This is a genomic window from Paraglaciecola arctica, assembly GCF_018861065.1.
Taxonomy (GTDB): domain Bacteria; phylum Pseudomonadota; class Gammaproteobacteria; order Enterobacterales; family Alteromonadaceae; genus Paraglaciecola; species Paraglaciecola arctica_B.
Genome location: NZ_JAHKQO010000001.1, coordinates 1 through 24698, shown reverse-complemented (window position 1 = coordinate 24698; position 24698 = coordinate 1). Strand labels below are relative to the sequence as shown.

Below are 24698 nucleotides of genomic sequence, written 5' to 3'. Positions count from 1 at the left end.
TTTTTCGTATTTCAATTATTCAAAACAGCTTCATAAACCAGAGAAACGACACTGCCATATTTACCCGTTTCGAATTTTTTACCTTCAAATTCGTAATGTTTATCATCCCCCACAATCTGAGTGTGGCGAGCATTAGTAAGCAGAATAATCGCCAAATCATGTTGCGGATCAATTACAGTAACTGTACCGGTCCAACCTGTATGCCCGTATGCAGAAGGGCTAGCGTAAGGCCCAAAATGCCATTTAAGGTTGCCATTACTGGCGCGTCGCCAACCTAATCCAAAAGTACCATCACCTTCATCGGGTTTAACAAAGAGATCTAATACCCCTTGCTTGACCACTTGTTTTTCGCCATAGCCGCCACGGTTTAGCAATAATTGCGTCAATACACCTATTTCTTTGGCTGTAGAGAAAAGCCCTGCATGGCCGGCAACCCCTCCTAAGGAGTAAAATGCTTTTTCATCATGCACTTCTCCTTGCAACACATACTTACGAATATTGTCGTGCTCGACACGTTTTCCGCGACTGGTTCCGTGAATTTCAGTGGCGGCAAATTGCTGCTTGCTAAACCCCTTTTGCAAAGGATTAAACACCGTATTGGTTAATCCAAGAGGGCGATAAATTTGCTGTTCAACATAGCCATCCAGCGATGTGCCAGTAATGCGTTCAACTAACATTCCTAACAACATATAATCGGTGTCGCTATACATACGTTTGCTGTTACGGCTCGCAGCAAAAGGGACCTTGGTTAATAATAATCGTTTGGTACGTTCAGTATTTTGTGAGTAAAAGTTAGGGCCTAGATTGTTGTCTTTGGTAAAAAAACGAACTTGCGGCGCATACCCAGCGGTATGTGTCAGTAAATCTTCAACCAGGCGAGTTTCACGGCCTTGTCCTCGGTATTCTGGTAAATAAAAACCAACCGGCTTAGTCACATCCAGTTTTTTTTCACTCATTAACTTCATTAATGCCAAGTTAGTCGCAAACATTTTAGTATTTGAAGCTAAATCAAATATTGTATCTGTGGTCATTGGCACCGGTTGTGCCAATGACTCGCCACCATCGGCATATTGCCGGGCCACGCCATAGGCGCTATGTTTAAGAATTTGTCCATCCTTAATCACCATTAAAACCGCGCCAGGGAATCCTTGTTGAATGTCTTTATTAATCAGTTCATCTACCGCCAAAAACCGTTTGGTGTTTTTAGCGGTGACATCTATCAACGTAGGATACGGGATCCTAATATTCAGACTGGCACCTTCAGGCAAGATATTTTCTACTCGCAGCGTGTTTTCTTTATTACGAGTGCGGCGCGACAAACTATATTGATAACGTTGATAGGGTTTAAAGGGCTGGGTAATATTAAGTTTCTGACCATTAACAAACACGTCAGCTGTCTCAGCATCAACATTATCAATGATGATTTCCCCTTTACCTTGATAAGCTTTAAATACAGCTCGATCGTTGACCAACTGCCGTGTACTGCGGTTGACTTCTGGGAAGACTGTATCTATTTGACCATGATTCAAGTTCACCACTGCAACAGGTTTGACGATTTGTTCTTTTTTGTATGCTGTCATCAAGCGCTGAAGTTTGTTGGGGAAATATTTGTCTACTAAGGCAAATAGTGCCGCAGCTGTTTTACTGTCGGGTTGACCGGTAACTGTCCAAGGTAAAAAATGCATTTGAAATGCAGACATAGTGTCCAGCGTCGATTGATCAAGCTGCCCTGTTTCAGTTACACCATAGCCATAAACACGCAGTGCCCGCTGTACTAGCGCTAAACTTGGTGGTGCATCATTAAACATCTGCCAATAATGGTTAATTGTATCGTTATCGTACCAAGCACCAATTCCTGCTTTATAGAGTTGATACCAAGGGAAACGCGGGCCGGGATCATTTTTACGGCTTGGTGCAATATCTGAATGCCCGACTACACCCGTTGGGCTAATATCAGGATTACGCTCAAGAATCTGCTTGGATAATTCAATAAGCAATTCAATTTGTTTAGGGTCGTAATCAGGGAACAAACATAGCCTGTTTACGCCATGCTCAGTCTTAGGCGCGTTACTAGTCGATTTAGCCCGCTGACAACTGGGAACATTGACTATTTCAATGCCAATAGACTGATCATTGAGTTCCTCCCGCCCTTGCCAAAAGCTATTTCCAGCGTGCCACGCACGTTCGTCTTCATCAACCAACTGCAAAATTTTTAATTTGTCTTCTGGGTAAGACGTATCAAAACGTTCGGGAATTAAATAATGAGAGCTCAAGCCGCCTTCATCCACTAAGGCTGTGACCGACTTTTCATAATCAATTGCAGTAAAATGCATGACTAGGAATTTTACTCGATGGCTATAGTTGTGAGATTGCATTTTTTCAATGGGAAGCAAACTACAACTTAGCAATGAAGTCCCTAGACCAACATGAACCAATATTCTTTTCCAATGCCATTGCATAAACTTACCTTGCTAATAATTAACAGTTTTGGTTTGCATTTTTGAATAATTTAACTTTGATTAAACTACCATTAACGAATAACTATCTTCTATACTCGTAACAAAATTAAATGAATCTACTGCAAATTATTCAGGGCTAAAATTTAAATAATCTAGCGTCAATCGATTCAAAGCAAACAAAAACGGGGACTGTACGTTACTGTAATATTTAGAATTTTATAACACTACTACTAAAAAAGGTAAATTATTACAAAATATTGGAATAAAAAGAAAATTTTATTCTTGACGTCCTAACCCATAATTTGGTAAACATTAGGTGTTCTGCTCGAAGTCATCAGTCTTACAAGAATGTTTGTACCAGAACTCTTAGTAGCAATGTCACTTATTATCAATAAATAAAAACAGGTGAGAACATATGTCAACACAACATACAACTATTTTAGAACGGCGCTCACATCAGGCTGTCGGAAGAAAATTAGGGTTTCATACCTTACTAAGGGGAACATCATGAAATATGCTTTGCGATCCTTTTCACTATTTGCATTGCTTCTATTAGGAATGAACGCAAATGCAGCACAGGTAGGTGAAATTGTAGGGAAAATAACTGGGCCGGACGGTTTACCAGTTGAAGGCGTGATGATCGAAGCTAAAGGTGATGTATTACCTAGAGCCCGAAAATCTACATCCAATGCCAATGGTAGTTACCGTCTACAACTTTTACCGCCAGGTAATTACGTAATAACCTTTACTTCAGCTAATAATCAGTCGGAAACTATCAACACTTCTGTGCTGCTTGAGCAGAAAAAGACACTTGACTTTCAACTAGGCTCTACCAACACAGAACAAATAGTGGTTTATGGGCAAGCTTTAACCACTTCAACCAATGCTTCACTGGGTAACTCACTTAATTCAGACGCTTTAGATGTGCTACCGACCGCTGTTGAATACAGCTCGTTACTGCGTTTAATGCCTGGTGTTCAAGTCACCTCTGACAGTGTACGTGGTCCAAGTGCAGGTGCAAGCGGCCAGGATAACGGCTACAAAATGGATGGCGCGAACCTTTCTACTCCTTTGTTTGGTTTTTTAGCTTCGTCCCCATCAACCCATGACATTGCACACGTATCTGTCGAGCGTGGCGGTGCTAGAGCTGTCGGATTTAATCGAAATGCTGGCGTAACTTTAAATACTGAAAGTAAATCAGGAACCGATGAATTTAAGGGTGATATTACTTATCGTCTGCAAAAAGGTTCTTGGCAAGCAGATGACGAAGACGGTCTAAGTACAGAGGACGACATCGCTTACATCACTTTAGGAGCAGGTGGACCACTTATTGAAGACCAACTCTATTTTTACGGTTCGTATTACACACGTGACGATTCAAAAGAAAGTGGCACAAACGCTCGAGGCGATCTTCCTGATATTACCAATGAGCGTGAAGAATACTTCGGTAAGTTAACATGGACGCCAATTGATGACGTTTTGATTAATGCTAGTTATCGAAGTTCTGAAGTGACCACCACTAACCAAGAAATATACGAAAATAATCCGGCATCTACAGCAAAAGACGGTGTTGACGAATTTGAAGTATTGGTGATTGATGGGTCATGGATCATTAATGACGATACCACTTTCAACATGTCTTATGCAGACAGTAAACAATCGGCTGGTTCGTTCCCAATTACAAATCTAGGATTTAGTGGCCAGTCAGGTAGTTCATTGGATCTTTCAGATTTAGCGTCACAGGGTTACTTTACCGTGCCAGACCTTGAAATCAGAACCGGTGCTGACGCTAATGAACAAGCGTTAATCGATGCCTACAATGCTGGCGCAGCCCCTCTTATCGCTCAATATGGTATCAACGGTGAAGCTCTTGGTAGTGTAGGTGCTGCTTCGACTATTAATGATAACGCTTATTTGGGTAAAACCATTGAAATGTCGTTAAATCACGTTATGGATATTGGCAATACGTCACATGAACTTCATTTTGGTATTCAACAAGAAGAAGGATCTGAAGAGCTGTTTCGTGTATCTAATGGCTGGGGATCCATTGCGTATTGGGGTGGCATAGACTACGACGATGGCGGCATTGTTGCACCCGATGGCGATCCCGTTCCAGTGGGTACTGCTTATAGAGCAACAGTGCAAACCCGTGGCTTCGATGCAGGTGGCTTAACTGGTCCACTGGTTTCAGCATCTAAATCAATAAACATTGCTGTAAACGACACCATATATTGGGACGATTTTACCTTTGATGTAGGCTTTTTGCTGAGCCAAGATGAGATAATTGGTCAAGGGTTACGTCGTGCCGACACAACCTCTGGCTGGGAAGAAGCACGCGGTCAGTCCTACGTAATGAAAAAAATTGGCTTCAGTGAAACCTTCCAACCGCGCTTAACTGTAACTTGGGACTACAGTCCCGATGCTTCAGCATTCGTAAGCTTTGCAAGATACAATCCGTCGGTCAGCTCTCTTGCTCGCGCGGCCTCTTGGGATCGAAGTACTGGTGGCAGTACTACTTGGGTTTACTTTGATGAAAACGGCAGTTTCCTTGACTCTCAAACCAATGTTTCATCTACAGGAAAGCTCTTTGCTGAAGACCTAAACCCAAGAACAGTACAAGAGTTTATTGTGGGTCACCAAACAGCATTCCAAGACAACTGGACTATTCGTAACCACCTTCGCTATCGTCGTACTTGGAACTATTGGGAAGATACTAACAACAACTCTCGAATCACTTATGATTGCGCCTACTACCAAGACCTTTATGCTGGGTTTGAAGATTTGTATCCAGACTTGGTTGCTGATGCGGCCAATTGTAAATTTGACTCACCAGACCCAAAAGATCTCTATATTCCAGTTAACAACCTGACTGGAGAGGATACATACGTTATTGCTCAGCTAGAAGGGGCTTATACAAAGTATCTAGAAGCGAGTATGGAAGTCGACTATCAGTCTGAGAACTTCTTTTCTACCTCGTCAATAGTCTGGAGTCATTATTATGGCAATTTTGACCAAGATGGAACCACTCGTTTCAACAATGACCAAGCTACATTCATTGGGTCTTCGAATATTGGAGACAGCTATTACGGGCAATTATGGGGTAGCTACACTAATGGTAATTTACGAGCAAACCGTCCTTGGCAAGTTAAAAGCTACGGTGCCTACAATTTTCCGTGGAATGCATCGCTTGGTTACTTGGCTTACTGGCAATCTGGTCACACTTGGGCGCATCAATGGGCAAGCACTCAGTATTTGGAGCCCCGTGGTAGCCGCAACACACCAAGTCACTGGCAGTTGGATTTGAATTACACTCAGAAATTTGATATTTCAGGAAGATACGGATTTAATCTTCGTGTAGACGTATTCAATGTCTTTGACAAACAAACTGGTTATAACCCTCAACCACGCTACAGCGATTCAGCGTTAGGTGAATACCGTAGCCATGAAAATCCACGTCGTGTTCAACTGACGGCAGCATTTACCTTCTAAAGGATTAATGTGAGTAAATTTAGCCCCGCAAAGTGAATACTTTGAGGGGCTTTTTTATGTCTATTTTTGATTAACTCACCGGTGATTCCAACAACCTCAGGCTTCCTTGATCCGCATTGAGTTCTACCTTAACCCCAACAGGTAAAATATTATTATCGCGCACATGACCAAACTGCCCGCCCATATAAGTAGGAATGCCGAGTGGTTTAAAATAGTGTTCCAATATTTGTAGTAACGTAAAACCGCCGTACCCTTTTTCAGGATCACAATCGCTACATTGCCCAAAAGCGACGCCAGCCAACTGTTCAAGTTTTCCTGCGAGCTGTAGGGTAGATAAATAACGGTCTATGCGATAAATAGACTCATCAACATCTTCTAAAAATAGTATTTTATCCTGCATATCGGGTAAATAAGGGGTGCCAACCATACTGGTTAATACAGTCAAATTGCCACCAATCAAGCGCCCTGTTGCGACACCAGAGTTGATGACTTGAATACGATTTCTGCGTTGTGTAAGCGCTTTTTGGTCTTTGTCTGCTTGGTTTTTAATCGTAAATTCGCCACCGTCAAAAATCATTCTACGCAGTTGTTGAGCTTGATCTTGGCCCCAATAAGAAACGCCAACAGGGCCATGGAAAGAAACCAAACCGGTACGCTGATAAATGCTATTTAAAAGCGTAGTAATATCACTGTAACCCATTAACACCTTAGGATTTTTAGCTATCAAATCGAAATCGAGAAATGGCAAGATGCGATTACAACCCCAACCTCCTCTTATTGCAAAAATGCCTTTGACTTGTGGCGTAGCAAACGCATCATTAATATCAGACGCTCTGTCTTGATCCTTGCCTGCAAAGTATCCATCTCTGTCCAAAACATGTTTACCTACAGTAACGTTTAAGCCCATTGCCTGAAAAGACTCAACCGCAATATCCAACTCCACTTTTTGACTTAACGCACCAGCAGGTGCCACCAAGACTATAGTGTCACCTTGTTTAAGACGTTTCGGAAACACCACTGGGTTGGCTTCACTACTGAGGCTTGTTGCCGCAAGTAGTGATGATTGGCTGAGTAACACGCCTAAACTTGAGGCTTTAACAAAGGTTCTGCGATCCATTTTTGGCTCCTAGTATGTATTGAGATGTCTAGTTGCGAATAGTATAAATGACAACCAGTGCAGTAATAAATAATTCTTATTATTTTTTATTTTAGTAATAATCTAACTATCATTTTATATTGCACTTAGGTACATTATTGTAACTAATGAACAATTATTAACTTTGTATTTAAGGATCATAGATGGGGAATTTTTCACGAAAACATGGCTGGATACTGGGGCTTGTTTTCCTCACCGTTTCTTGTGCAACAGTCAAACCGCTTGATCCTAAGTTGCAACAATTAGTCGCTCAAAAATTAATGATTGATATTCGCTATTTTTGCGACGAATTAGCTGAAGGAAAACACTGCACTAATGCGGTGACTAAGCTACCAAAAGAATTATCAGACCTCATTGCAGATACTGGTGTTGGTGGTGTCATTTTATTTGCCGAAAACCTGCAAGATATCCCACAAATGGTGGCATTGAATAAAGATCTTCAAAACGCCGCTAAAGCACAAGGTCATCCCCAGTTACTGATTGCAGTCGATCAAGAAGGTGGTCGCGTGATGCGTTTGCCAAAACATTTAGGCACAGGTTTCAGTGGCAATATGGCTATTGGCGCAACGGCTGATAAACATGGAACATTTTTCGCTACACAATCTGGGGCAATAATTGGCAAGGAACTGGCTGCGTTAGGCATGAACGTTAATTTTGCGCCAACGGTTGATGTAAATGTGAACCCTGAAAACCCGGTAATCAACGTTCGGTCATTTGGTGAATCTGCGCAACAAGTGGCTGAGTTAGGGTTAGCACAAGTCAACGCGATGCAAGCGCAAGGGGTGATAGCTGCGATGAAACACTTCCCCGGACACGGTGATACCAGTGTAGATAGTCATACCGGCCTGCCGCGAGTCGAGCACGATATAGAAACAATAACTAGCGTTGACCTTAAACCTTTTCAACATGCGATCAACCATGGCGCGCCCGGAATGATCATGACCGCGCATATTCAATATCCGCAATTAGATGCCACTGAATTTAAAGCCAAAGACGGCAGCAGCACTATATTACCGGCAACTATGTCGCGAAAGATACTGACTGAGCAATTGCGTCAAAAAATGGGATTTAAAGGGGTGATTGTTACCGACGCTTTAAATATGGCTGGCATCGCTCAGTATTTCGATCAAACAGAAGCGGTTATCCAAACATTTGATGCGGGTGCCGATATCGCGTTAATGCCAATGCCAATAAGATCTCCTAAGGATTTTAAAAAATTGAAACGTTTAATACGCGATGTTAGTTACACCATACAATCCGGGCGTCTAAAGCAAAACGAAATGTCGCAATCTGTAGCGCGAATACAACAGTTGCGTAGTGATTTTGATATACAGAAGCTTATCCCTGATGATGTGACTAAAGCCAGTGAATTGGCCGCCAATGTCTTAGGCAATAAAGAACACCGTGACATTGAACAACAATTAGCGAATGCCGCAATAGTCAACATCAAGAATGACAGTGTGTTCCCATTATCGGATGAGATTAAAAGAATTCACATGAATATGCCCGATAAAGCCAAATGTATGGCACTTACCTTGGCCTTAAAAAGTCGCCGCCCAGATTTATCTATTAGTTGCGCCAGTATGGCGAGTGCCACAAACATGAGTCAAATCAATAACAGCGAAAGTGCAGACTTAGTGATTTTGGCCGATATTTCGCCTCGTCAAAGTATGGCTGAACTTGGAGGAATGGATGACATCACACGTTGGCAACAACGTCCTTCCCAAGAAAATCAATCACAGAGGTTACTATCGTTAACTCAACAAGCAAAAGCCTCAGATAAAAAAACCTTGTTTATAAGTTTACGCACGCCTTATAACGTATCGGAGTACGCCCCCTATTCTGACGCGATTTTGGCAACCTTTGCCTATAACCTGCACCCTAACAGCTATGTTGACGATTATGGTAGATATATCACCGAGTACGGCGGAGCGTCGTTTAATGCAATTGCCGATATCCTAACAGGAAAGTTACTGCCAACGGGTAAACTTCCGGTGACTATCCACTAAGGAAACTAAGGAATAAATATGCGCGCTATTGTACAACACTGTGAGAGTATAATTAGTCAGCTCCCCAAGCACCGTTTGTTAGCCATTGACGCACTGCGGGGGATCACTATTACAGCCATGATTTTAGTGAATAATCCTGGTAGTTGGTCGCATATTTATAGCCCCTTAAAACACGCAAATTGGCATGGCTGGACCCTAACCGACCTGATCTTTCCGTTTTTTGTATTTATTGTGGGAATTTCGATTCATATCTCAATCAGTCGTCAACTAACTAGTGGTACAGCAAAGTCGCATATAATTAAACATGCTGCCATTAGGATGATAAAACTGATTCTTTTGGGATGGTTTCTGGCGTTGTTTTACTACAATTTTACCCAGCCAGATTACCATTGGTTTGAGCAACGATTAAGCTCAATGCGATTTATGGGAGTATTGCAGCGCATTGGATTGGTTTATTTTATCTGTGTAATACTGGCGTTGTATTGCGATACCCTTGCCCGTGTATTGGCTTTTATAGGAATTTTAATTGGCTATTGGCTAGCTTTAGTCTTTATCCCCTACTCTGATTCAAGTGGTAACGTCTACACAGGTCTATTGGAATACGGTAATAGCCTAAGCGCATGGCTAGATAACGCAGTGTTCCCAAGTAAACATTTATATTACGGCCAAGCCACTCCATTTGCTTTCGATCCTGAAGGGCTTTTGAGTACCCTACCCGCGATCGCTACTTGTCTATCGGGCATAGTGGTAGGTCAATGGTTAATGTTGACTACAAAAACCACACAATTCAAATCCATGGTATTAGTCGCTATTGGATTGCTGTTGGTCGTTTTCGGTGAAGTGACAGGCCTTTATTTCCCTATCAACAAAGCACTCTGGACGTCTAGCTACGTGTTACTTTCTAGCGGATATGCCTTTGTGGCACTGGGAATACTGATGTGGATTGTCGATGTGCGAGAAACTAAAAATTGGACTGCTCCCTTTATCGTTTTTGGAGCAAATAGCATCGCATTTTTTATGTTTGCCGGAATAGTAGCGCGAATATTAATTATGATACCCGTGGCTGAATCCAGTTTAAAAGGTTGGCTCTATCACACCCTGTATCAACCACTATTAGGCAACATGAATGGGTCTCTTGGGTTCGCTATTAGCTTTTTGATTGTTTCCTATTTGGTGATGTTATGGATGTATCGCAAGGGTATTTTTTGGAAAGTGTAAATAAATTGCCATAAATACTCAAAGTTACTGGAAACAAATTGAGTTTTAATGCTATAAAGTTTCGAATAATTTATTACAAATATAATAATAATTAAGTTTAGGGACAAGATGTCAACATTTACAAAAATCAAAGCCATTCGCGGTTCACTTTCACGCAGTGAAACTAAATTAGCCGACTTTACGTTAAATTCGCCTAATGCGATCCGTGATTTATCCTCGAGCGAACTGGCAAGAGTTGCCAGTATTAGTCAATCAAGTGTAGTGAAGTTTACTCAAAAACTGGGATACAAAGGTTACCCAGCGTTTAAATTAGCGGTAATTGATGCCTTAAATGATAAAGGTGGCGAGCCACTTTTACATGGAAAGATCACCTTGAGTGATAGCCTATCTGAAATTGCTGAAAAGTTACTGATTAGTAAAATGGCAGTTCTCACAGAAACTAAGAACTTGAATGAAGCGGAAGCCTTCGAAAATGCCGTTAAACTGCTTAAATCCGCCAAGCGAATTTTGATTTCTGGTTTAGGTGGTTCGGCATTAGTGGGTAAAGACTTTTCCTATAAACTTCAAAAGTTGGGTATGTCTGCAATTGCTGAACCTGATGGTCATGCCCAATTAGCCTACGTAGCGACTTTTGGTAAAGATGATCTTGTGTTTGCGATCAGTGAATCAGGTAAAACTCGGGAAGTCGAACAAGTGGTAATTCAAGCCAAGAAAAGTGGAAGTCAGGTTATCAGTGTCACTAAATACGGCGATACCCCTGTTTCTGACCAAGCTGATGTGAAATTATATTCTGTGGCTGAAGATGAATCTCACCGTTTGTCATCTATTTTGGCGCGAACTGCACAAGAGTTTGTTATCGATATTTTGTTTATTGCGATAACCCAATCCTCCCGACAAGGCCGTAAGTTACTCGAAAAAACCAACGAAGCGGTAAGTGGTTATCGCAATCAAGACGCCTAAGGTAACTTAGGCAGTCCCCAAGATTTTTGTTTCGCTAAATACTCATTTCTAGGTAACGCAACGTATAGCGGTTGTTGGCTTTGGTCGAGCCAATTCAACAATGAATCGATTTGATTTTCTTGCATTGAGGTACACCCCGCGGTTGGACTTTCGGGTCCTCGCCATAAATGTACAAAGATACAACTACCAGCGCCAGATATGTTATCGGGGTTGTGGTTAATCACTAAGCCCTTTTTATATAAATCATCGTTGTTAAATAGGTCACGGCGCATAGCTTCGCTTGAGCCTTTAGTTGCTGACTCGCCTACCACTTTTTGGTCGACTATTTGGTTGTATAAAGGAGAGGCGTTGACATCCATACAATAATTACTCGACTGCATTTGTGAATATGGCATATTCGTCGCGACCTCAGGTAAATAACCAAAGGCGGTGCCAAAGTGGAATATGCCAGCAGGTGCTTTACCATCCCCTTCTTTTTTGTGATAGCCCTGTTGTTTAGGATGTAAGCCAATTCCCCAAGCTAAACCCGTTCTACCTAAATTAACGGGCACCGTTTCGCCAATAGCTTGCCACTTGCTCTGATGCTTCTCAAAACGATAGAGTTGTGCCATCTTGGCATTCCAATCATCAGAAACAACTAGAACAACTTGCTTTACTTGTGGATTAGCCAAAAACTCCCCTTGCTCTGACATCTTTTTACCTTCTGCCCCTACCTTGGCCACAGCCAAAAAGGTAATCGCCATTAAAATTACTGTACGCTTAATCATTCCCATACTCCGTTAACTAAAGGTTGCAACTGCTCAATAGATTGAATGCCTAACCCCGCCCCCTCACCTAAAGTGATGGTTGCACCATTAAAATTCACACCACCTTGCACTGGATCAAACTTTCCTAGTGCGGGTCCATCAAGGTCAATTTTATTGATGATATTGGCTTTAGCACTTGCTAAATGGGCTGCTGCAGAGACCCCAATACTGCCTTCAAGCATACAGCCAATCATACATTCAACATTATATATACTGGCAATGTCGGCAATTTTTATGGCATGACTCAAACCTGCAGTTTTCATCAATTTAATATTAATAATATCTGCCGCCCCGGTTTGAATAAGCTCAATCACTTGTTTGGGCGAAAAAGCACTTTCATCAGCCATTACTGGTGTTGAAACCTGTTGAGTGACGTAACGCATGCCCGCAATATCATTGGCATGCACTGGTTGCTCAATCAATTCTAATTGCACGCCAGCTTGTTCCAATTGCCCTAGAGCAAAAACAGTTTGTTTTGCAGTCCAACCTTGATTGACATCTAATCGAAGCTGCACTTGATTTCCTACGGCCTGATAAATGGCTTTAACACGCTCGATATCCATATGAATATCTTTGCCAATCTTAATTTTTAGAATGTCGAAACCTTGCTCAATCGCCAACTGGCAATCCTTGAGCATTTTATCAATGTCATCGACACTGATAGTGACGTCTGTCTGCAGTTGTGAATTTCCGCCTCCTAGGGCTTGGTATAAAGGTTTATCTAACCACTTACCCCATAAGTCGTATAGTGCAATTTCAACCGCTGCTTTAGCGCTATTATTGTTAACCATAGCACCATGAACTCGACATAAAATTTGGTTAAAGTTTTCGACTTCCATGCCTATGATTTGTGGCTTAATCACATGTTCAATTGCATATATAATTGAACCATGAGTATCCCCGGTAATTACTGGGGTTGATGGCGCGGCACCATAACCAATTTGGCCGCAACTGGTTTCAATGATGACGACTAGGTCTTCAATATTATTGACTGTGCGCATTGCGGTTTTAAAGGGGGTTATTAGCGGCACCACCAATTTAGCGAAACGTATTTGACTAATTTTCATCGATGCTCTCAATATCAGTTAGCTTGACTAAGACGAATACGTTTAATGTTATAAACACGGTCCAAATAACTAGTATTCGCAGACAATTGTAAGGGTAATAAAGGAGTAACCGAAACACCGTTTAAGGTTCCACGATAAAAATTGCCTTGTGGGTCCTTATAACCTAAGCCTTTAACATCATGAATAACGTAAGGTTTACCTTGCTCTTCTCCAAGATAAATCATTACATGGCCCGGGATATAAATTAAATCCCCCACCTGCATTTCTTTGACTGCGGGCATCTTAACTTCAGACTTTTGCTGCTTATTAAAACGTGTATTCATGCCGTATTTAGCCGATCCTTGCTGACCGGAATTACGGGGCATCAGTAACCCAAATGTTTTGTATATCTCACCCACAAAGCCGGTGCAATCTCGAGCATTGTAATCATGCCCCCAACCGTAACGCTCTCCTAAAAACTTAAATCCTTGGGCGATGATATTTTCGCTAGTCATAGGTAAATAACCTTGATGCATATCATGATGCCGCGCAATCAACGCCTGACTAAAGCTCAAACTACCGTCTTCCTCTCGTACCGGGAGAGAAACCACATAGGAAGCGTATGGGTTTTGGCCATGAATTTGATTGATGTTTTTTGAAAGCGTGACTAGAGGTAAACGTAATCCCATATCCAACTGCACTTCGGAAATTTTTGGCTGGTTAGGTACATAATTGGTTGTGACTTTACTCCCAGTGACCACCACAAAAGTCTCTGCGTCACGAAATTCAAGGATTTGCGCTTTGTTGCCAATAGCGACCGCTGCTTTCGGGATCCATGCTAAATAGTGATAGTGTTGTGCCAAGTACCACTGTTTGTCAGCGCTTTCATGTAATACCGCTAACACATCACCTGGAAAAACGCCGGTTTCTTGAAAGCGGTCTAAATCAGTATCCATTTGCTGATTAAACACACGGTCATAGGTAGGAAAGGTGCGCATGACCGCGCGCGAAACAACCATGGCGTACTTAACATCATTATCTGATTTTAGTACTGTTTTATTCAGGTTCGCAGTATATTTTTCGAAATCTTCAGAGCCTAGCTTAGTGCCGTCAGCATAAAATCTAGCACTGGTGGGGACCTTACTGGTGGCTTCAATCTTCTTAAGCAGCGCTTTTTGACTTAACTGTTTTGGGGTACTCAGAGGGTCAACAACATGAGGGTTAGTTTCTATAAGCTGCTTATTAAACTGAGCAATTTCATTTGGCTGCATTAACACTTTGTTAGGTGTTTTAAGTTTATTAAGCCAGTGCGCAGGTGACATATGAGCATATTCAACTCCAATCACATCTGAATGCCATGTTGCTGATTCTTTAGCACACACAAACAAGCTGCTCAGCGCCAATAGACTCACTAAAATATACCTCATTCAATTTTCCTCTAGTATTCATTCTTTAATCTTCCCAAACTCATCCATTTCAACATTTGGTCTTGGTACTAACCACCGCACTAGCCAATAAAAATATTAGTGAGGTTGTAGGTTAAGTAATTGTGCCACAGACTCATCTAGCAACAGTTGCATCTTAAGGCCTGCGTAAAACACGCTTTTTTGTGTATTACCTGGGTAGGATGTTTGCGCCGAAATAGTAAACTCGCGGCCACCTTGATAGCCAGGCAAACAAACATGGGCTAAGACCACGTTTTCACCAGTGCCCCGCGTTTCGCTGGGCCCCCACCCTATTTTTTGCCAAATTCGCCACTGCCCGTTTGTCGCCTCGTCGAGCACTAATTTACTATTATGTACGTTCTCATTGGCGTTCTCATTGGCAATGGTCTTAGCGATGGCATCAAGTAACATTCGACTGATGCCTTGTAACATTCCCCCTACCTGATGGCGGTTGTCACTATGACCCGAGCCATAAAATAATACTTCTACATCTTTAGCTATTAAGTTGGGCAATCGAGTTTGTGCTACTCGCTCGTGGCTTGCGAGTCGTTTTAACCATTCGGCTTGAGACAAGGTTGTCATGGGTTTATTGCCGGTTAATCCACAAGAATCACAACGATAACTTTGATAACCAGGATCATCACTGCTTTTAGCGAATGCTGACACTTCCATTTTTTTATTCACGTCTAGGTCACGCCAAAAAGGTTTAGAAGGTGAAAAAGCTTTGGTTCCGTAAGCACCACGAAATCGAATATTCTTATTGTTAAGTTTCAACCATTTATCATGAAAAAGAGCGGTTGCTTCATCTCGACCAATCACATTCAAAAAATAGGTAGCAATGGCATTAGAATCACCATCGGCTTTACCAAAAGACTCGTAACTATTAATACTGGTAATCAAATCTGCTAAATGCACATCACCCGCATAACTATTTGCGCCTATACCCAATGTGCGCATTTTTGATATAGCGGCAGTAAATGCCTGAATTTTTGACGAACTCCAAGGCTCGTATAATTCGTCATAAGTGTTGGCATTGGCTAGATATCGAAAACCTAAAGCAGTGTTTTGTTTTTTCGCAAAATCAATAGCCAAGACTCTTCCGAAAGATTTCGGCGCCTTAAAATATTGCCAATCTGCAGCAATTCTTTGTTGCCAATGATCGCTGTTGTAGTTGACTTGCTGCGCGGTTTTATACTCTGCTCCATGTATACCTTTGCCTACTGCACAACTAATGTATGGGTCATTCAAATCTGCAGGCATAGCTGGCTCAGCGCTCATAACATTGGTATAGAAGCTTTGCACAGCTACATTGTGTAATGTGGTTTCGATTTCAGATGCGGCACTTACATTTAGCTGCAATCCGAATAATAAAGCCGTAAGTCTTAGACTTAGCATTCGCATTTTATGCACGCAGTTTGGGTTGTTACTTAGCGGGGTATGGCTGAACATCGAAGTTCCAATAGTCTGTCTGTGGATCTGATTTATGGGTAAAGTGCCACCACTCCATCGGATAATCGTTGAAACCGTTTTCTAGCATAATCTGCTTTAACACTAGTCGGTTTTCTAATTGGGTCTTGGTGATTAAATCTGAATGGGTATTGGATATAGAGTCAAAAAAATCGAAAGGCGCGCCCATATCCATCTCGGAGTATTCGCCAGATTCATTCAACACTTCAATTGTTAAATCCGCTGTAAAGCCACGACTATGACCTGAACGCTCTGCTATATATCCGCCTTTTAGATCTAGTTTTTTTAAATTGGGGTAATAATCTTGTTTGGTTGTTTGATCATTTTTATCATCCACCCATCTCATAAAATGGTCTACGGCCTTTTCTGGACGATAACAGTCAAAAATTTTAAGACGCATCTTGTCTTTGAGTAATTGGCTATTCACAACGCTTAAAGCTTTAGCCGCCCGACGTTCAATAATACATAACGGCGCTTTGTACCCCGTTACGGGCAAGCCTACAAAATTGTTGTTGGTTGCATAACGAATATCGTAGTTCGCAGTGGGCAAATAATCGTTTAACACCACAAACTGCTCTGGAAGCTTAGTTTTGCTATAAACAGAAACCGAAACCGAAACCAACAGTAATAAAGGAATTATTTTATTCATAGTTTCATCCAAATATTGACCCGTTAAAAATACACTCGCTATAAAATATATAATTCCATAAAAAACGAATATTTGGAATTGTATATTACAATATCAGAGAAACAATCAAAATACTCGCCACAGTTATCACAATAAACCATAAACGGCAGTCAGTATTCGTTAATGAACTGTAATGGTTATATTTATCACACCTAGAAATCAGCGTACTTCAAGCCCAATAACTCTATCGTGAGTGTTGATAAATTTATGTTGAGGAAATCTGACATTCAAAAATGGTGAGATAAACAGCATGAAAACGGCAATAAGATTGTGTTTACTGCCGTTTGATAGATAGCAATAAACGATCAGGCAATAAAAAACCCGCAACAAGTGCGGGTTTCTTGTAATATGGCGGATAGCGAGGGATTCGAACCCCCGGTAGGTTTGACCCTACGTCTGATTTCAAGTCAGGTGCATTAAACCGAGCTCTGCCAGCTATCCTAATTGTTCTACAAAACTTGGTGGCTAAGCAATGCTTGTTTGCCTCCCCGAATTGAGGATGCGAATATTAGTGACGTTTTAAAGGCTTGTAAAGCCCTAATTTAACAAATTGTTCTGTTTGATTATTGTTTGAACGTATTGCGCGCATTTACATCAAGTTACGTATTAGAATAATAATTAAATACGGTATTACTTGAAAAAGTGAACCAAACACCATACAAAGACACTATAAATAAACAATTAGTTTTAACTTATCTTTTGGAGATGACAATGGAACAAAGAACTATCTATAGTAGTGCCGGTCAAGCGTCTGCATTACAAACCAATAAAGTACTTAGAAATACGTACATGTTATTGGCGATGACATTAACGTTCAGCGCAATTTGTGCCGGTATTGCCATGTCAATTGGACTGGGCCAAGGCGCAGCCATGATGATGAGTATTGGTGCCTTAGTGATGATATTTTTCCTCAATAAAGCAGCACAAAGCTCAATGGGTATTGTATTTGTGTTTGTGTTTACTGGTTTATTGGGTGCTTCCTTAGGTCCAATGTTAAACTACTACGCCGGCTTTGCAGGTGGGGCGAGTTTAATTATGCAAGCCTTTGGTACCACTGCATTAGTATTTTTTGGTTTATCGGGTTACGTACTCACCACTAAGAAAGATTTCTCCTTTATGGGTGGTTTCTTATTAGTTGGTTTAATTGTGGCTGTCGTGGCTTCAATTGCTAACATATTTTTAGGTATTCCAGCACTAAGCTTAGCGGTAAGTGCTGCCATAGTATTTATTATGTCTGGCTTTATCTTGTATGATACTAGCCGTATTATTAACGGTGGCGAAACTAACTATATCCGCGCTACAGTTTCTATGTACTTGAATATCTACAACTTATTCACCTCTATCTTACACCTACTAGGTGCTTTTGGTGGAGATGATTAATTCACTTATGAATTGAGTTTTGATGCGCCTCAGCTTTGCTGGGGCGTTTTTTTATCAATCATTTTTATGATACATTGCCGCACTATGTCATCTTTTACTTTATTAGTTACATCCGCTCCTTTTTCTCAACAAAACGCCTATAGCGCCTATCGTTTTGCGAATGCCGCTGTGCAATCAAAACATAAAGTTAACGGAATATTTTTTTATCAAAGCGGTACTATCAATGGGTCAAATTTACAGATTACCCCTTCAGATGAATTTGACTTATTTAACGCTTGGAAAACACTGTCACAGCAATACCAGGTGCCTTTAATGGTTTGTGTCAGTGCAGCAAGTAAAAGAGGCATCACGTCAACTGAGGATGCCCGCGATGCTGACAATCCACATTTTAGTTTAAGCGCCCCTTTTGAATCAGTGGGTTTGGGTGACTTAGCCAATTTGATTAACAACAGTGATCGGTTGATTCAATTTTGAGCCAGACTAATAAGATAGCCATCGTTAACAAATCGGCGCCGTACGGGAGCTCAAATGGTCAAGAAAGCCTAGATATGGCTTTAGCCATGAGTAATTTCGCTCAAGAAGTAAGTTTATTTTTTATTGAAGACGGGGTGCTGCAGTTATTGGATACGCAGCGACCAACAGCAATTGACGCTAAGGCATATCACAAAACCTTTAAAGCTCTAGAATTTTACGATATCGAGAATATCTACGTGTGTAAGCAAAGCTTGGCACAACGCGGTATCGATAGCTCTCAATTGTGTATTACTACAACATTGATTGAAACTACCGAATTACCTGAGCTATTAGCTTCACAACAACAAGTGATGTGTTTTTAATGATCCTACATAAAGTAGCCTCTAGCCCTTTTAGTCATCGAGCATTAGATCACTGCCTACAAAGAATTCATGCGACTGATGGTCTACTACTGACCCAAGACGCGGTTTATGGTTTGATGGATAAAGAATTAAGTACAAAGTTACAACAACTAGAAGCGGTATTTGTGCTTAAAGAAGATGCTGAAGCCCGCGGTATTGAAATAGAGCCTAGTACCATTCAACTCATCAACTACGAACAGTTTGTGGAATTGTGTTTGAAATATGAAAAAGTAATAAGCTGGTAAAAACAATGGAATATCACTTCGAATTTTCAGGCAAAAATATTGCCACCGACAAAGCCGGATATTTGTTAAATGTGGAAGATTGGCAAACAGACATGGCCCCTACTCTGGCGCAAACTGAAAATATTCAGCTAACTGATAACCACTGGGAAGTAGTCAAGTTTGTGCGCCAATTTTACCTTGAATTTAATACCAGCCCAGCGATGCGAGCATTAGTCAAAGCTATGGCCAATGAATTTGGTCCAGAGAAAGGCAACAGCCGTTATTTGTTTAAGTTATTTCCTAAAGGGCCTGCTAAACAAGCCACAAAAATAGCGGGTTTACCTAAACCTGCTAAATGTTTGTAATCGACAAACAAATAACAGCGGCCAAAAATGAGATACTCAAGCTAAAAAAAGAAGATTAGAGAGGAATTTTCTTAATTCAATATTTCAAATTAATTTATTAAGCTCCTTTTCAACTTTTACCCCTTGTATAAGCCTTCCATACACAATAATTAGCTAATCGTTAGGTAATTCTCATGTTCAGTATTGGAATTCCAACTAGTATGTTCAAGAAAAGTGATAATGAATACCATTAGTTATTTTATAGTCTGTTTTCTGATTTCAAGGTCTGGAAACTTTTAAGAAAAGAGTCGTAATATGGATGCGAAAGTAGAATTGGATACAATTGTTAATTTTTTCCGAAGAGGGCTGCCAGCCTTGCCTAAGCGTATGGATAGAAAGCTTGATTCAGGAATAATAAACGGATTAATGGTAAACAAAGAACGATTTCAATTGATTGATCAAAAAAGAAGTGGAACCTATAGCTGGGGATCTGCTGATCACATGCATGTACTCGAAAAAAATGTGGACTTTACTAAGGTGAATTTCGTTCGGCGCAAGCTTATCACCTTTGGAAAGAATTATAAAAACGAAACTTTTCGTAAATCTATCAATCAGGAATTGGCGGGCGGCGGTGAAAGTAATCCAATTCTTACTACCTTACTAGGACTAGCGATGGGAGTAGTGGGCGTAGGCGTTGCCGGTTTGGTCTATACAGGTTTCAGTACCGCATTGTCCTTTGCCCCTAATTATTCACAGCCAGCGAGAGTAAGAGATGGTGATGAAATTCACCATATTGAAATAATTGGGATGTATAAAGGTAAACTCTACCATGTTGAATTAATTGTCTTGATCGACCCTTTTAGAGTGAAGGCTGAACGAGATATCAAACAATGGATCATTCATGATTCACGCCGCAAGGTAACCATCAAGTAATTCTAAAATAACCCGAAAACGAAAGGAACACTTCGAGCCATCAACCATAATGGTTTTTGACTTGTAACGTGGTTGAATAGATACGACCACCCCAGTTAAGACATAATAGCCCTAACTGGACAGTCACGATAATTTAGCCGTTTGAGTCAATAGCGTGCCTTGATACAGTTGGTGCCAACGTCTTATAACCTCTTCTGTAGACCAACTTTCAGCTGAGTCTTTATCCACACACAGCACCACATGAGTATGATTACTCATCACTGCATACGCACATATATCAATTGAAAACACCGAAGACAAAAACAACAAACGCTCTTCTACCCACCCTCGGCGATGCTCATAACTCCGCCCCGTAAATTTATCCTCACCACACAAAAAAGAACGACGAACACAACGAGAAACACAATGGTAATAAGGGGTATCGATTAAACTGATTTGGTTTTTACGTGGCTGAGGCATAACAGACCATCCGTGGTTGTTTGAGTGCCTTAAAGTTTAGTTCATGTAGGCTGTTTTTGTTGTTTTTTAGAATGGGTGTCTTATTTGTGTTTTTTATTTGTGTTATTGTGTTTATTTGTAATTCCAATTCAAGTACATTTGCAAAAGAATAAATCGGTAAACAAAAAATCAAACCTAGTATGAATCGCTTCATGAAGTTCACCTGCATGTATAACACCCCAAGCAGCGGAAAACACGAACGCTTTGGCGCAGCCAGTGAGTGGTTTTCCGATGACTTGGCTTGTTATACGGCACGTTTAAAGTAGCCAATGCTAAAATACAAACTTACAATAAATAAGCTAGTTAGATAGCTAAACGCTAGCCAAGGATAAGCAACATCCTCGAAACAATAACTGTATTGAATTGTTCTAGTTGCTTCGCCGCACTCAATGTTTGTAAAGACTGCTTTAGCTAAAAAAACACACGCTGAAGTAAATGCAACTAAACAAAAAAGATAAATTAAAAAATTTATCTGAGTTGCAAACCAGTAGATTCCAAAAGCTATTCCAATGACTGGAACAGTATCAGCAAAAGCACCTTTGGCGTAGGCATAAACAGTTACGGCAGCAATAACTAAAATCAAACCAGCAAAGCCTATCCAAGTCCCTAAAAATTCAAACTTTGAATCCCCGTGGTCAGCTAACTTAATTTTTACTTTATAGCGCTGCATGTTTGTCTCGCCGTATAACGCTTAAGCTAAACAGAAAACGCGAGCGCTTTGGGCGAAGCCCAGCGAGTGGTTTTCTGTTTTGAGCTTTTTGTTATGTGACATATTACGACCAATAAACTTTTATAAACACAATTGAAGTCTGCCAATCAATTTGGATTTTAGCATATTGAGCGCCATCCTTTTCAGGGTGTAATTCATATGTAGTAACTCCATTATTTTCGACTATTTGTGCTGAATTTACCGAGGGTAGCGATAAAGTTATCCATTTTTTAATAGCATCGTTAGTATTACTGAATTCAAGCTCGAAGCCTCGACTAAAAAAGCCCCCAGTAACATCTATTCTTACAATATCAGTATCGGTAGGTAAATCAGCTGTTCTTGACCAGTTAAGCGCGGTTTCTATAGCTTCTTGGCGATGCCAAGGTAATAAAACGTTGTTGAAGTAAGCTACAGCTAAAAACGAGAACCAAAGAGCTCCTAGTAATAAAGCTATCAACGTATATTTAAGAATAGTACGAGTATTAATCATCTAAGTCACATAACGCTTTGCCAAAGGGCAAATGCGAACGTTTTTGGGCGAAGCCCAGTGAGTATTTGTCCCAGCCGCGTTTTTTGCGGCGAATTTAGGCAACTTGTCAGGCATTACCCAGCACGAACTGTATGTTTTATTTCATTTTTATCAATAAACTCATAAAGAAGCCAGCCTAACTTCACCGTACGCAATTCAGATTGAATTGCGGCGCAGTTTGAATATTTGGCTACAACTTTATAAGTGAAATCGCCCGGTTCTTCATATGGAGGACGAACATAAATATAAGCTTCTGCACCATTAGGAGCGACGGCACCATCGTAGTCGATTTGTTCATTTTGAACCGAAATTGATTGATGCTTAGTTTCAATAATATATTGAGGTTCTTCGCACTTACTATTGTCTAAAATTCTAATCGTATAACTTGTAGGACTAGATGTATTAGACGACCATATAAAAAGAAATGCAGTCAGCATGCCTAATAAAAAAACTATCAAATTTCTCATAAGTAATCGGTATGCCTAACGCTAAAGATCAGCTGCAATTGCAAAAGACGCGAGGCTTGGCGTAGCCAAACGACTGCCTTTTGCAATTGTCAGCTGCATCTTTTTGTTAGGCATTTATACGCTCCACTATACGAATCTCTATCCAAAAGTATTTCAAACGCTTGCGGGCATCAGCCGTCACTTATTTTTGGTGTAAGCGGTTTTAGTTGTGCGCTACTAATACATTGTCAATGGCAGCCATCGCTCGCTCTCCCGCTCGAACCTGTGCATCGAGGTCGCCCGGAACTGCCGTAACATCGCCAGCCCATTCTGTAAGAGACAGCTGGATTTGCGGATGATTGATTATTGTTGTGACTGCGCTTTTCGCTACGTCATCGGAAACACCTCTTGGGCAATCCAACGCATACGATTCGTACCCGTCAATCAATTGATGGCAATTCGTCCAGTAGGACTCCTGAGCTTCAACCGGAATCATCTGGCGCACAAGGGACCGGTATGCGGGCTTATCAATCATAGCTTGCACAATTTGTTGATTCTGTGCGTAAAAAGCCTCTACTGCCTCAACAATTGACCTTGCACTAGGAAGTCCGAGACGGCGCATTTCATCATAAGTCGTTCTTGGGATGCTCATACCCTGCCATTGCGACGCATGCATAAAATCGACGAGGACTGGCCAACAGTCACTATCACATGGAGTGTCGCTGGCGAGAAATAACAGCGTTCGCTTGCCGGCTGCTGCGGCTTGCGCATAGCCGTGCCCTCTGTTGTTAGAAAGCTGAATTGCATCCTCGATCTCTGACTTGAGCTCTACGAGCAATTCAAGCTCTCGCGCCTTGAATGCTCTAGAGTCATTCCAATTTGCTACCTGAATACCTATAAATACGCCAACGACAACGATTACGAAATCGATGCCGACGGCAAACCAATTTTGAACTTTGACGTGCAGGGTAAGTCGGCGAAGTAACATGGTTTCGGAGTCCTATTCATTTGGCGTTCAACGGGTTTAGAACGGCTACTTTGGGTCGCTAGGAGTCTAACCCTAGCAGATGGCAATATGCATGCCTAACGCTTCGAATATGCGGCGCGCGCTGTTTGCGCGTCGGCCCTAATTTGTTTGTTAGCAGCCGCATTGCGTGCTGCTGTTTGAATTGATTGATGGCCTAACAAACTGTTACTACCTTGTGTAAATGTGGATGCTGCATTGTCCGTTGCCTTAACTTTGCCAGTAATTGATGATTTATATTGCCAGAACTTACCAGTTACGTGAACCTTTTTTACCGACCGTGACCAACTAAAAAAGCTAACGGCTTTGCACACCACTTGCAGGTAGCCAACTGAAAATACACATTGGCATGCTAAAGCCTTTATAACGGGCGGACTGCGCAGCAGGCCGTCCAGCACCAAGTGCGTTCGTTGATAAACTTGTTACGTGACTCCTTCACTGCGTCTTGTAAATAGTTTTCTAAGAAATTAATTATTACTAACAGGAGCATCGGCATCTTGTGCGGCTATCATTTGCCAGCTTCCATTTCGTCTAACCCAAACATCTGTCCAAACCCAGCGGCCGGTAGACCCATCTTTTTTCACCCATGTTTCATCGCCGTGAGCGACAGCTGTTTCGCCATAGAATGAAACTTTGATATTGTTTATATTATTTGAAACATAGACTTTAGATGGACCAGTTTCATTTATTCTATCCTTTTTTCCATATCTATCTCCGTTCGGTTCAGTACCCGTAAAGTCTTCAGCAAAATAAATTTTACGTTGAGACTTATCCCCGGTTACAACTGTGTTTGCCCAATCAGTTGCACATTCAATTATATATTTTTCAGCTTTAGCATATTCTTCATCAGTTAAGGTCGCTGCAATTGCTCCATTCAGACAAAAAGAAAGCACCACGGTTATAAGAGTCAATAATTTCATATCTTTTCCTTTTTTTTGTAAAGTTTAGGTATAACCCATAATTACAGAGTCACGTAACGCCTCAAAGCACAGG

General features: G+C 41.2%; 22 protein-coding genes, 1 tRNA gene and 1 pseudogene. 10 read left to right on the top strand and 14 right to left on the bottom strand.

The features are described 5' to 3' along the window. Positions 1-11 precede the first annotated feature (11 nt). Positions 12-2459 (bottom strand): penicillin binding protein PBP4B, encoded by a 2448-nt coding sequence (pbp4b, locus tag KO534_RS00120; RefSeq protein WP_252731836.1) that lies wholly within the window; start codon positions 2457-2459, stop codon positions 12-14. A gap of 507 nt (positions 2460-2966) precedes the next feature. Between pbp4b and KO534_RS00115 the strand changes: the two genes are divergently transcribed. Beyond that, a complete protein-coding gene (locus KO534_RS00115) occupies positions 2967-5948 on the top strand; it encodes a TonB-dependent receptor (protein WP_215925936.1) in 2982 nt (993 codons plus the stop codon). A 70-nt stretch (positions 5949-6018) separates the two neighbouring features. On the opposite strand, the gene KO534_RS00110 is transcribed toward KO534_RS00115, so the two are convergent. After that, the gene (locus tag KO534_RS00110) at positions 6019-7065 is read right to left on the bottom strand and encodes a S66 peptidase family protein (RefSeq protein ID WP_215925934.1); all 1047 of its coding nucleotides are present in this window, start codon (positions 7063-7065) and stop codon (positions 6019-6021) included. A gap of 182 nt (positions 7066-7247) precedes the next feature. Here KO534_RS00110 and KO534_RS00105 point away from each other — a divergent pair, with 182 nt between their 5' ends. The 3 genes from KO534_RS00105 (at position 7248) to KO534_RS00095 (ending at position 11291) form a co-directional block, all read left to right on the top strand. Beyond that, positions 7248-9113 (top strand): glycoside hydrolase family 3 protein, encoded by a 1866-nt coding sequence (locus tag KO534_RS00105; protein ID WP_215925932.1) that lies wholly within the window; start codon positions 7248-7250, stop codon positions 9111-9113. Positions 9114-9131: 18 nt separating this feature from the next. Next, positions 9132-10331 (top strand): acyltransferase family protein, encoded by a 1200-nt coding sequence (locus tag KO534_RS00100; protein WP_215925930.1) that lies wholly within the window; start codon positions 9132-9134, stop codon positions 10329-10331. Between the two features lie 108 nt (positions 10332-10439). Continuing rightward, on the top strand, positions 10440-11291 hold the full coding sequence (locus tag KO534_RS00095; protein ID WP_215925928.1) for a MurR/RpiR family transcriptional regulator: 852 nt from the start codon (positions 10440-10442) through the stop codon (positions 11289-11291). On the opposite strand, the gene KO534_RS00090 is transcribed toward KO534_RS00095, so the two are convergent. The 6 genes from KO534_RS00090 to KO534_RS00065 form a co-directional block, all read right to left on the bottom strand. Then, positions 11288-12058 carry a L,D-transpeptidase family protein gene (locus KO534_RS00090; RefSeq protein WP_252731834.1) on the bottom strand — a complete coding sequence of 257 codons (771 nt, stop codon included), beginning with the start codon at positions 12056-12058 and terminating at the stop codon, positions 11288-11290. The two genes, KO534_RS00095 and KO534_RS00090, sit on opposite strands and share 4 nt — an antisense overlap. Further along, positions 12055-13164 (bottom strand): dipeptide epimerase, encoded by a 1110-nt coding sequence (locus tag KO534_RS00085; RefSeq protein WP_215925924.1) that lies wholly within the window; start codon positions 13162-13164, stop codon positions 12055-12057. The genes KO534_RS00090 and KO534_RS00085 overlap by 4 nt, the downstream gene beginning before the upstream one ends. A 14-nt stretch (positions 13165-13178) precedes the next feature. After that, positions 13179-14570 (bottom strand): NlpC/P60 family protein, encoded by a 1392-nt coding sequence (locus KO534_RS00080; RefSeq protein ID WP_215925921.1) that lies wholly within the window; start codon positions 14568-14570, stop codon positions 13179-13181. A 96-nt stretch (positions 14571-14666) separates the two neighbouring features. Next, the gene (locus tag KO534_RS00075; protein ID WP_215926024.1) at positions 14667-16037 is read right to left on the bottom strand and encodes a hypothetical protein; all 1371 of its coding nucleotides are present in this window, start codon (positions 16035-16037) and stop codon (positions 14667-14669) included. Continuing rightward, positions 16012-16704: a M15 family metallopeptidase gene (locus KO534_RS00070; protein WP_215925919.1), complete on the bottom strand. Its 693-nt coding sequence runs from the start codon at positions 16702-16704 to the stop codon at positions 16012-16014. Before KO534_RS00070 ends, KO534_RS00075 begins: the two co-directional genes overlap by 26 nt. Before the next feature lie 388 nt (positions 16705-17092). Then, positions 17093-17184: transfer RNA gene (locus tag KO534_RS00065), tRNA-Ser, on the bottom strand. A gap of 270 nt (positions 17185-17454) precedes the next feature. On the opposite strand from KO534_RS00065, the gene KO534_RS00060 reads away from it, so the two are divergent. From KO534_RS00060 to KO534_RS00035, 6 genes are all read left to right on the top strand, one after another. After that, positions 17455-18123 carry a Bax inhibitor-1/YccA family protein gene (locus KO534_RS00060; RefSeq protein WP_215925917.1) on the top strand — a complete coding sequence of 223 codons (669 nt, stop codon included), beginning with the start codon at positions 17455-17457 and terminating at the stop codon, positions 18121-18123. A gap of 84 nt (positions 18124-18207) precedes the next feature. Then, positions 18208-18597, top strand: coding sequence for a sulfurtransferase complex subunit TusD (gene tusD / locus KO534_RS00055; protein ID WP_215925915.1), 390 nt, complete (start codon positions 18208-18210; stop codon positions 18595-18597). Then, the gene (gene tusC / locus KO534_RS00050; protein WP_215925913.1) at positions 18594-18959 is read left to right on the top strand and encodes a sulfurtransferase complex subunit TusC; all 366 of its coding nucleotides are present in this window, start codon (positions 18594-18596) and stop codon (positions 18957-18959) included. The genes tusD and tusC overlap by 4 nt, the downstream gene beginning before the upstream one ends. After that, positions 18959-19243 carry a sulfurtransferase complex subunit TusB gene (gene tusB / locus KO534_RS00045; RefSeq protein WP_215925911.1) on the top strand — a complete coding sequence of 95 codons (285 nt, stop codon included), beginning with the start codon at positions 18959-18961 and terminating at the stop codon, positions 19241-19243. Before tusC ends, tusB begins: the two co-directional genes overlap by 1 nt. A gap of 5 nt (positions 19244-19248) precedes the next feature. Further along, positions 19249-19587, top strand: a complete 339-nt coding sequence (locus KO534_RS00040) for a TusE/DsrC/DsvC family sulfur relay protein (RefSeq protein WP_215925909.1) — start codon at positions 19249-19251, stop codon at positions 19585-19587. A 294-nt stretch (positions 19588-19881) separates the two neighbouring features. Continuing rightward, positions 19882-20499 (top strand): hypothetical protein, encoded by a 618-nt coding sequence (locus KO534_RS00035; protein ID WP_215925907.1) that lies wholly within the window; start codon positions 19882-19884, stop codon positions 20497-20499. A 141-nt stretch (positions 20500-20640) separates the two neighbouring features. On the opposite strand, the pseudogene KO534_RS00030 reads toward KO534_RS00035, so the two are convergent. The 6 genes and pseudogenes from KO534_RS00030 to KO534_RS00005 all read right to left on the bottom strand — a co-directional run. After that, a pseudogene (locus tag KO534_RS00030) lies at positions 20641-20958 on the bottom strand (transposase); the annotation flags it as partial. A gap of 283 nt (positions 20959-21241) precedes the next feature. Further along, on the bottom strand, positions 21242-21667 hold the full coding sequence (locus KO534_RS00025; RefSeq protein ID WP_215925905.1) for a hypothetical protein: 426 nt from the start codon (positions 21665-21667) through the stop codon (positions 21242-21244). Between the two features lie 103 nt (positions 21668-21770). After that, entirely contained in the window at positions 21771-22196 is a 426-nt protein-coding gene (locus tag KO534_RS00020; protein ID WP_215925903.1) for a hypothetical protein, read from the bottom strand. Between the two features lie 113 nt (positions 22197-22309). Beyond that, entirely contained in the window at positions 22310-22702 is a 393-nt protein-coding gene (locus KO534_RS00015) for a hypothetical protein (RefSeq protein ID WP_215925901.1), read from the bottom strand. Between the two features lie 202 nt (positions 22703-22904). Further along, positions 22905-23669: a hypothetical protein gene (locus tag KO534_RS00010; RefSeq protein ID WP_215925899.1), complete on the bottom strand. Its 765-nt coding sequence runs from the start codon at positions 23667-23669 to the stop codon at positions 22905-22907. Between the two features lie 503 nt (positions 23670-24172). Beyond that, a complete protein-coding gene (locus KO534_RS00005; RefSeq protein WP_215925897.1) occupies positions 24173-24625 on the bottom strand; it encodes a nuclear transport factor 2 family protein in 453 nt (150 codons plus the stop codon). Between the last annotated feature and the right edge of the window lie 73 nt (positions 24626-24698).